Raw genomic sequence first — 9,395 nt, forward strand, 5'->3', positions numbered from 1 at the left:
CGTCCGCGCCGCCCCCCGGGGGCGTCGCGTCACCGTCGCCGCCCGGGCCGCTGCGTTCGCTCTCGACCCGGATGGTCGGCAGCGCCGTCCCCTCCTGAGCGCTCGCCACCGTCGCGCAGGCAGCCGTCAGCATCGTGGTCGCGAGCAGAAGGCCGAGGATCCGGGCGGCTCCGCATTCGATTGTCGTATGGTTCATCTCAGCCCCCGTCGACGTCACGGTCGGTGCCGTGCTTGCCACCCCCACAGTGGTCGAGACAGTTAACCGGGTGACGGGAAGGCGTACATTCGACAGGGCGTGTATTTCCTTTGCGAAATCACCAAACGCCTACGACGAATGGCTTCCCTGCTGCAATTCTAGACTTTGAAGTTTAGAGCTATACCATTTCGAAAACACGCAGGCGCCGTTGACAGGACTGTCGCTGCCGCGGAAGGTCCGGAGATGATCAGTCCGTCGAACTCCCGATGAGCGCGCCCGACGAGGGCCCGCGCGGCGCCCGCGTGGTGCGCCACGGCGACCTGCGGCGATGGGCGAGGGGCGCCGACTTCCGTCTGGTCGAGCCGGTTCTCGGCGACGACGCGGTGCTGCTGCGCGGCGACTTCGTCCAGATGGAGCTGCGCTCCGGGCTGAGCCTGCACGCCACCGACACCTGGGATCTGCACGACCTCGAGACCCGCGCCGTGCAGCAGCCGGGCCTGACCTTCTCGCTGTTTCTCGAAGGCAGCGTGACGGCCCATATGGGCGAGCGGATTTTTCCCATGGGCCATCGGGAGTCCGCCCGCGGGGCGCCCGTGGAGGCGGTGGTCGTGGCGCGCGCCCGGCGCGAGACGTTCCGGCGCCGCTCGGTCTGCGGCACGCATGTCCGCAAGGTCACCGTGACGGTATCGCCGCAATGGCTGGAGGAGAGCGGGCTCGACGCCGTCGAGGGCCACCGCCACGTCCTGGCGTTCAGCCGGACGCATCTCGCCAGCATGCGGTGGACGCCGTCCGCCCGCCTCGTCTCGCTGGTCGAGCAGATCATCAAGCCGCCCGCCTATGCGCCGGTGATGCGCAACCTGTATTGCGAGAGCCGCGCCCTCGAGGTCGTCGGCGAGGCCCTGCACGCCATCGCCCGCTCCGAGGCGGACCCCGCGGCGCCGATGCTGCGGCCGAAGGACTATGTCCGGGTCCGCGCCGTCTGCGAGTTCATCGACGCGCATCTCGACGATGCCGTCACGCTCGACACGGTGGCCCGTCACGTCGGCATGAGCGTCACCACCATGCAGCGGATTTTTCGCGCGGCGCGGGGGACGACAGTGGTCGACCACATCCGCGCCAGGAAGCTCGACCGGGCTCGCGAGGCGCTGGAGCGCGACGGCGTCTCGGTCAACGAGGCGGCGTTCCTGGCCGGCTACGCCAACCCGGCGAATTTCGCCACCGCCTTCAAGCGCATGTTCGGTGTCCCGCCACGCCATTTTCGCGCCCGGATATAGGCCCGGCGCCTTCAGTATCTACGGTTACGCCCCGGCGCGGGCCGCTGTCCGCACAGTCGAACTGGTCATTCTCATCGCGGTGACGAAGTGATTGCCGCCTGCTTGGCGGCTCCGACCCATCCCATGGATCGCGAGGCGCTGGCCGTGGTCGCGCCGCTGGTCATGGAGGCTGCTCAGCGTGCCGGCGAGATGTGGCCGATCACCGCGCATCCGTCACAAGCGGGTGCGATTCTTCTCGACTGTCGAACTCGTCAATGCCCTTGAGCTCGAGAAGGCTCAGGGGAAAGCCGGACAGATCGCCGGCCGGCTCGTCCACTCCGCTCTCGTCATCCTCGATGAACTCGGACATCTGCCGTTCAGTGCTTCGGGCGGCGGGCTGCTGTTCCACCTGCTCAGCAAACTCTATGAGCGCACCAGCGTCGTCATCACCATCAATCTCGGCTTCAGCGAATGGGCTTCCGTCTTCGGTGACGCGAAGATGACCACCGCGCTGCTCGATCGCCTTACCCATGCCGGGTGAGTGACAAACCGGCGAAAGACGTGCGCGGCGAACAATCCTGGGGGGGCACTGACGACCGTACGCAGACGCGCTATGAGCGGAGCAAGCGCCGGATTCGGATTCTGCATTACCCATTCTGAGTGGGCTGGGTCATCAAAGAGACACGCCGGTGACGGTTCTGACGAAGGGCAAAACCGATGCCGGCCGGGCCTGGGTTTATGGGTGCGACGATTGCCTGTTCGGTGGGTACGATCCGCCGGCAGCTGTGTTTCTTCTACTCGCGCGATCGCACCGGCGATCATCCCGAGCGCCGCCTGCATGGAGATGGCGGGATCGTCTAGGCCGACGCCTATGCTGGATTCAACATCGGTCAGCGATCGTTACCATCGTTTGTGGCGCTCGCGCATTTGAGACCCGCTCGCAGATCGACCTTCTGGGGCTTCGAGCCGAAGGTGCGGGCGCTATTATCATCGGATGGGCAATCATTTTCGCGGCGCTCGCTATCGCACTTCGTGCGCTCTGGTGACGGACGATGATCGTCGGTGTCGGTGTTGACCTTTGCCGCGTCGACCGTATCCGCCGTTCCGTGGATCGCTTCGGTAAGGATTGGCTGGATGAAGTCTTCACGGACGCAGAGCAGGCTCGGCTCGGGCCCGGTGAACAACTGGTCCAGCGTGCCGCCATGGGGTTCGCGCTCAAGGAAGCGTGCTCTAAAACGATCGGAACCGGCTTCGCAGGCGGTAATCGTCGCCATAATTTTCTGGTCAACATCGACGGCTTGGGGTGCTCCATCCGGCTGACCGGAGCCGCCAGGCGACGAGCCGTGAACCTGTGCGGTACATCCGCCCTCGTCCAACTTCGCACGCATATCCGCAGCACGGCTTGGGTGAGCGCCCTCGCTGTGCTGGAGGTCGGCTCCTCCCGGAGCTGGATAGGCTGCACTGACCTTCTTTCTTTATTGCCCGACTAAGAGCGCTGCTCAAATATTAACTGGGCTCCCCCGCTGCTCGTACATGCAATGATGTTTATCGGCGCTGCTGGTCGTCGTACGTCGCCGGCTGCCGAAGACGCTAACACCCGCGCGATCCAGCAGGATAAAGTAGGAATGCGCCGTGCTCTTGGGTGGCAGATCCTTCGGCACCGGCGGCCCGTCCACAGCACGTAGAAGATCGCGTCGAAAACCGCGCGGATGTTCACCGATCGCCTGCGGCCACCCCGCCGCGCCGGTGGATCATTGGCTCGATCAACAACCATTCGGCGTGGGTGAGATCGCTCGGATACGAAGACCACGCCGGTCCGCGGTAACAAGGTGTTCGGGCTTCCACATCGGCGTGCCTCCACTGGCCAATCACGGAGAAACCACGAAACCACAACCGATTCCAGAGACTCAATAACCTCTCGGATTGGCTTTTAGAGCCCGTTTGGAAACTCGGACGGAGGCTGCGTCGCGGCGCGAACAGCCGGAGGCCAGGAGGAAGGCGATGCCGATATCGGGGATATCGGCGAGCTTTTCGACGCCGCGACCGGCGTTCGCACCGCGGCCCGGAGGGCCGGGCCGCTTTCGGCCGTCCGGTTCGTCGCCGATCTCGACCGTACTCCCTGGTGCGGCCTTCGATCGGCTCCTGCCGGATCGACGAAATCGGCTCCGGCGCAGCCCGTCTGAGTTTCCAAACGGGCTCTTAGTCTTACTGCGTCACAAGTTGCCGGGCGGGTCTCGAGAGGTGTGCTGGTGCTCCGCAACACGGACATCGGGGCAGACGTGCGGCGAGGGCCTTGATCAAGCGCAGGCGCATGGTCGCGATCGAGTTCGGGACGTGGCGTTCAGGCCGCAGCGGCGGATCCGCGGGGTCTCCCGCTCGGAGATCAGGAATCCGTAGGCGGCGATGCACAGCGTGGCGTGGTGATGGAAGCCGCGCCATCCGCGACCCTCGAAGTATCCGAGCCCGACCTCCTGTTTGAGGTCCTGATAGTCACGCTCGATCCGCCAGCGCAGCTTGGCGATATCGACCAGGCGTCGGAAGGCGATGTCGTCGGACACGGTCGCAAGTTAAATACTTGATCGGCTCCGGCTCACCCTTCGGCCATTCGATCAGCAGCCATTCCTCGTCTCGGCGTGTGGTGAGGTTGTAGTCGCGGTGAGCGGGGCGAACCCGGACCCGGGCGAAGCGGGAGGACAGCCCGTCGGACGAGCCCTCACGCCACCCGATCGTCCGCCAAGCCTTCGCCGGCAGGCCGCGCGCGAGGTCCTTCACCGAGACGGGCTGGTGGTCGGCGCTTCGTTTGACGAGCTTGGGAGGACGCCCGCGGCCCGACCACGGCTTCGGAGGCAGCGGCGCCATCCCCGGAGGCCAGACCGAGGTCTGCGGCAAGACGCCGGCCACATAGGCCAGTCCGAGGGCGTGATGCCGGCCCGCAAAACCGTGTGGTTCCCGTAGCCCGCATCCATCAGCACGACGCCGCGGGGAAGCCCAGCGTCGCAGGCCGCCCGGATCTGCTCGAGCGCGATCTCCGGCTTGGTCCTGAAGCCGATCTCCTCGGGAATGCCGGCTTTGGTTCGCCGTACACGGTCCTCGGCCCACTCACGTGGAACGTAGAGGCGATAGGCCACCGGCAGGCTGGCGTGCCGGTTGGCGAGCGACAGCGAGACCGCGACCTGGCAGTTGTCCTGCTTGCCGAGTTGCCCGCACCACTGCCGCGTCACCCCGACCGAATGCGACCCCTTCTTCGGAAAACCCGTGTCGTCGACGATCCAGGCCTCGATCGGCCCGTGCCGCTCGATCGCCGGAAGCACCATCTCTGCGACCTTGGCCAGGACCTTATCGTCCGACCACGCCGTCACCCCCACGAAATGCAACAGCTTCTGGTGCTGCGCCGAGGTTCGCGCTGGCGCCGTCCGAGCCGCCATCGGCTCGACGCTCTTGCGCTCCCCGGGCACCATCAGCCCCACGACGTAATCATGGAACGGACCGGCCCGATCGGCGTGGCCGAGCACGCTCGCGAGCCCGTCGACATGCGCGCTGAACCGCGCGTCGGCATCGTCCTTGCCCTGGAGATCCATCGCCACCCTCGTCCTGGCGCGTGAATCTCCCCATCATACGACCCGCGATGCTGCCCGGCACCGCGGCTTTCTGACTCAGTAAGATTAGACGTCTGCAGGAGAAGGCGCTGGCGCAGGCCGCCTGGCTCATGTTGAGCGCCGCGTTCAATTTGTGAAGGTTGCGGGTAAATGAACAGCTGCTAATTCAGAAAGGACTGGCGTTCCGCAAGCATTGGAGCACTAGTACCGTCGTCTGGCCGGCGGCATAGCCCCTGGCCGGGATCCGCCCCGCCGGCGTGTGCGCCAGTGCGGGGCTTCGGCGGTGACGGCGCGTGGCGCGCCGAATCCGAACGGAGGATCCCGATGCCTGCCTTCAAGCTCACCGACTCCCAGCTCGTCTTGTTGTCCTCGGCGGCCCGGCGTGCCGACCTCGGCGTGGCGTCGCCCTCGGCCGCGAAGCGCTCGGCCATGCAGAAGAGCGCTGCAAAGCTCCTGGGTGCAGGGCTTCTCGAGGAGGTCCGGGCGCGCGGCACGCTCCCGATCTGGCGGCGCGACGAGTCGAAGGGACCGCTCGCACTGCGCATCACCCGGCGCGGCCTGAAGGCCATTCGGGTCGACGACGAGCCGCGACGAAGCGGGGGCGCGTCTCATAAGAAGATCGCTAGCGGGCTCCGCCGACGCGTCGCCGCTGCAGAGCGCGGAGACCTCGACAAGACCGCCCGAGGCCGCAGCCGTACGCCGGCGGTCCGCTCCCGTGCCGAGTCACAAAAGCGCACAGCGGAGCCGAGCAATCTGGTCGATCGTGAGACGCGGCGGACCGGAGCCGCCCAAGTACACCGTGTTCCGGCCTCTCGTCGGAGTCGGGCAGACTCGAAGCAGGCCTACGTGATCACGATGCTGCAGCGGCCGGAGGGCGCCACCATCACCGCGATCATGGAGGTGACCGGCTGGCGGCCGCATTCGGTGCGCGGGTTCCTCTCGGCCGTCGTGCGCAAGTCGCTCGGGTTGACGCTGGCCTCCGACAAGGGCGAGCACGGCCGGGTGTATCGCATCGTGTGCGACGGCGCAGCCGTGCCGAACCTGGCATCGAGCGAGCAGGGTGCCGCCTAGCCATGGCGGATCGCTCCATCGATCGAACCAGCATCGAGACCGAGATCGCGCATCTTCGCGGTCTCGATCTCGACGGCCTGCGGGCGCGGTGGCACTCGGCGACCGGGCGGCGGCCGCCGCCCCATCTGCCGCGCCATCTGCTGTTTCGCATCCTGGCCTATCGGCTCCAGGCCGATGCCTTCGGAGACCTCGACCGTGGGACCGAGCGTCTTCTTGGGCGTGCCGGTGCCGCACCTGCGGAACCGTCGGGTCGCACGACGGACGAGCCGCGGCGGCGCGACAGGACGCTGCGGCCCGGCACCATCCTGGTGCGGGAGTGGAACGGTGCGCTGGAGCGGGTGACGGTGCTCGACGTCGGTTTCGCCTGGAACGGGACGACCTATCACAGCTTGTCCGGAGTCGCCTTCGCGATCACGGGTACCCGCTGGAACGGGCCGCGGTTCTTCGGCCTGCGCGGCGCGGCCGCCTCGTCGTGAGCAAGACCATGTCCAGGCCGAAGGCGGTTCGCTGCGCCATCTACACCCGGGTCTCGACCGATCACGGTCTGGAGCAGGACTTCAACTCGCTCGATGCGCAGTACGACGCGGCGCAGGCCTATATCCGCAGCCAGGCCCATGCCGGTTGGACTCTCGTTCGAGCACGCTACGACGACGGCGGTTTTTCGGGTGGCTCGATGGAGCGGCCTGCTCTGCAAGCTCTGCTCGCCGACGTGGCGGCCCGCAGGATCGACATCGTGGTCGTCTACAAGGTGGATCGGCTGACCCGCTCGCTCGCCGACTTCGCCAAGCTGGTCGAGCTGTTCGATGCCCACGGCGTGTCGTTCGTCTCGGTCACCCAGCAGTTCAACACGACGACGTCGATGGGGCGGCTCACCCTGAACGTCCTTCTGTCCTTCGCCCAGTTCGAGCGCGAGGTCACGGCGGAGCGAATCCGCGACAAGATCGCGGCCTCCAAGCGTAAGGGGCTTTGGGTCGGCGGCATGGTCCCGCTCGGCTACACCAGTAAGGACCGAAAGATCGAGGTGGTTCACGCCGAGGCCGAGCACGTCCGCACCATCTTCCGCCGGTACCTGGAGTGCGGCAGCCTGAATGCGCTGATGGTCGACCTGCGGTCGCGCGGGATCGTGACGAAGCACCGCGTCCTCTCGACCGGCAGGACGATCGGCGGAATCCCGTTCACACGGGGGCCGCTGCTTCATCTGCTTCGCAACCGGTTCTACATCGGGGAGGTGGCCTTCAAGGGCGAGGTCCTGCCCGGGGAGCAGGCGGTCATCGTCGACCGCGACCTGTTCGACGCCGTGCAGGCGAGACTCGACGCGCAACGCAATGGCAGCGCGTCACGACGCGTGAGTTCGCAGGCGCCGCTCACGGGTCGCATCTTCGATAGTCGCGGCAACCGGATGACGCCGAGCACCGGCCGGCGGCACGGGGTCGGCTACCGCTACTATGTCTCGTCCGCCCTGCTGCACGGGAGGGCGGAGGAGGCTGGCGTCGTCGCGCGCGTCCCGGCCGCCGAGATCGAGGCCGTCGTGGCGGCGGCCGTTCGGGAGCACGGGGCCGGCGAACTAACGTCCGACGACGATCGGCATCTGATCACGACGGCGGTCGCGCGTGTGGAGGTTCGTGCCGACGGGCTTGCGGTGACGGTCGGAGGCTCGCGGCCGAGCCGTGAATCGGATGGCCATGACGATGCCGGTCAGGACCGGGAAGACGGCGACCGGCCCGACCTGGAGACGATCTGGGTGCCGTGGCGGAAGGCGCCGTCGCGTCGCCGCCGCGAGATCCTGCTGCCGACCGGTGCGGCCGGAGCCGACGATCGACCCATCCGAGCCGAGACGCGCGCGACCCTCGTGGCGGCGATCGCTCGCGGCCGGAGCTGGCTCGCCGAGATCGTCAGGGGCGGCGTCGACACCGCCGAGGCGATCGCGGTCCGCGAGGGCTGCAGCGTGCGCCATGTGAACAAGATCATCTCGCTCGCCTTCCTGGCCCCGGATCTGGTCGAGGCCGCGGTCGCCGGCCGGCTGCCGCGTGGCATCGGGGTGGCGCGGCTCTCCGATCCGCCCGCCGAGTGGACGCGCCAGCGCCACATGCTCGGGCTGCCCGGGTAGCGCGAGGCGCCGGACGAACCAGTCTCTACGCCTGTTCGAAACGGTCTCCGACGTGGTGCGCGTTCGCCCGCCGGGAACGGGTTTCGAAACCCCAGAGACGGACCTCCAAAAACGGCCGGAACCGTCGCGAATCGGGTACCAGAGACCGTGGGTGCCTCAGCAAGGGGTGCCGTAAACGCGCGAAATACAGGGCTTTTGGGGGCTGGCCGGCGTGTCCGGTGGTTCTACTCGGCTGGGTGGTGGGCCCGGCAGGACTCGAACCTGCAACCAAGCGGTTATGAGCCGCCGGCTCTGACCATTGAGCTACGGGCCCGCGCGTCCTGGGCTGGGGGGCGGCGGCAGGCCGCGGGACCCTATCAGGGGGGGATGGTCCAGACAACGGGCGCGCGGCCGGGCACGCCGGCTGCCGGATGCCGAAAACCGAATCGGTTCAAGGGCGGCCCGCAAGCCAGGCGCCCTCTGGGGGGCGGACCGTCGGGCGGCGCCTTCAAGTCGCGCAGCGCGATCACGTCGGGGACGATTCACGGGCGAATCCGATTCTGTTAGCCTGCGCGAATCGATCCGCGACCGTCACGGGCGGACAGAGGACGCCGGCGCGGCGTTGGGCGGGGTCGTCATGCTTCCTACGTTCCGGTTGATGCTGGTCGCGGTGGCGGCCGTGTTCGTCGTGCTGATGGTCGCGGCCCGCGGGCTCGTGCCGTCGCCCGAGGCGACGACGCGGATCGGCGAGGTGCCGATCGTCGGCCGCGCGCTGCTCCAGCTGTCGGTGATCCCGGTCGACGAGACGCAGCGCCGCCTGATGATCGCCTCGGGCCTGCCGGGCGAGCTGGAGACCGCCGACGCGGAGCCGCCCGCCGCGCCGCAAGCGCCGGCCGCTGCGGCCGCCGAGGCGCGCGCCGCTGCCGGCACGGCGCTGCCGCTGGTCGCCGCCGACGAGCGCGGGCGGCGGGCCGCGCCGGTGCCGCCGTCGATCGATCCGCTCGGCGACCTGATCCGCGCCGTCCTGCCGGAGACGCCCGAGCCGGCACCGCGCGCCCCTGTCGCCACCGCCGAGGAGGCCGTGCCGGCCGGGGAGGGCGGCCACATGCTGACCGAGGCCCCGGTCATGTCCAGCATCGGCCGGACGATGCCGTAGCGCGCCGCCAGGATGCCGAGCAGCAGGGCGAGGCCGA

Annotated in this window: 7 protein-coding genes, 1 tRNA gene and 3 pseudogenes; 7 read left to right on the top strand and 4 right to left on the bottom strand. The window is 68.0% G+C overall.

Features of this window, described 5'->3' with window-relative positions; all coding sequences use genetic code 11:
* The coding region (locus tag CH341_RS23885; RefSeq protein WP_146604592.1) for a hypothetical protein at window positions 1-196 on the bottom strand (196 nt) is incomplete at its 3' end.
* Window positions 197-462: 266 nt separating this feature from the next.
* Here CH341_RS23885 and CH341_RS23890 point away from each other — a divergent pair.
* The 3 genes and pseudogenes from CH341_RS23890 (at window position 463) to CH341_RS36500 (ending at window position 2,939) form a co-directional block, all read left to right on the top strand.
* Window positions 463-1,470: a helix-turn-helix transcriptional regulator gene (locus CH341_RS23890; protein ID WP_111421491.1), complete on the top strand. Its 1,008-nt coding sequence runs from the start codon at window positions 463-465 to the stop codon at window positions 1,468-1,470.
* 214 nt (window positions 1,471-1,684) lie between these two features.
* Window positions 1,685-1,990: pseudogene (locus CH341_RS23895) on the top strand (ATP-binding protein); the annotation flags it as partial.
* 511 nt (window positions 1,991-2,501) lie between these two features.
* A complete protein-coding gene (locus tag CH341_RS36500; protein ID WP_111421492.1) occupies window positions 2,502-2,939 on the top strand; it encodes a holo-ACP synthase in 438 nt (145 codons plus the stop codon).
* A 129-nt stretch (window positions 2,940-3,068) separates the two neighbouring features.
* Here CH341_RS36500 and CH341_RS36030 read toward each other — a convergent pair.
* Window positions 3,069-3,296: pseudogene (locus CH341_RS36030) on the bottom strand (transposase); the annotation flags it as partial.
* A 450-nt stretch (window positions 3,297-3,746) separates the two neighbouring features.
* Window positions 3,747-5,027, bottom strand: a pseudogene (locus tag CH341_RS23910) (IS701 family transposase).
* Between the two features lie 342 nt (window positions 5,028-5,369).
* Between CH341_RS23910 and CH341_RS23915 the strand changes: the two are divergent.
* Genes CH341_RS23915 through CH341_RS23925 form a run of 3 tightly spaced genes read left to right on the top strand, consistent with a single transcriptional unit; the run spans window position 5,370 to window position 8,223 of the window.
* Window positions 5,370-6,116, top strand: coding sequence for a DUF3489 domain-containing protein (locus CH341_RS23915; protein ID WP_245431223.1), 747 nt, complete (start codon window positions 5,370-5,372; stop codon window positions 6,114-6,116).
* Between the two features lie 2 nt (window positions 6,117-6,118).
* A complete protein-coding gene (locus tag CH341_RS23920; protein ID WP_111421494.1) occupies window positions 6,119-6,592 on the top strand; it encodes a DUF2924 domain-containing protein in 474 nt (157 codons plus the stop codon).
* Window positions 6,593-6,600: 8 nt separating this feature from the next.
* Window positions 6,601-8,223 carry a recombinase family protein gene (locus CH341_RS23925; protein WP_111421497.1) on the top strand — a complete coding sequence of 541 codons (1,623 nt, stop codon included), beginning with the start codon at window positions 6,601-6,603 and terminating at the stop codon, window positions 8,221-8,223.
* A gap of 237 nt (window positions 8,224-8,460) precedes the next feature.
* Here the strand turns inward: CH341_RS23925 and CH341_RS23930 are convergent.
* A tRNA-Ile gene (locus CH341_RS23930) sits at window positions 8,461-8,536 on the bottom strand.
* A 303-nt stretch (window positions 8,537-8,839) separates the two neighbouring features.
* On the opposite strand from CH341_RS23930, the gene CH341_RS23935 reads away from it, so the two are divergent.
* Window positions 8,840-9,358: a hypothetical protein gene (locus tag CH341_RS23935; protein ID WP_146604594.1), complete on the top strand. Its 519-nt coding sequence runs from the start codon at window positions 8,840-8,842 to the stop codon at window positions 9,356-9,358.
* Window positions 9,359-9,395: the final 37 nt, after the last annotated feature.

Source organism: Rhodoplanes roseus, assembly GCF_003258865.1.
In the GTDB taxonomy this organism is placed as follows: domain Bacteria; phylum Pseudomonadota; class Alphaproteobacteria; order Rhizobiales; family Xanthobacteraceae; genus Rhodoplanes; species Rhodoplanes roseus.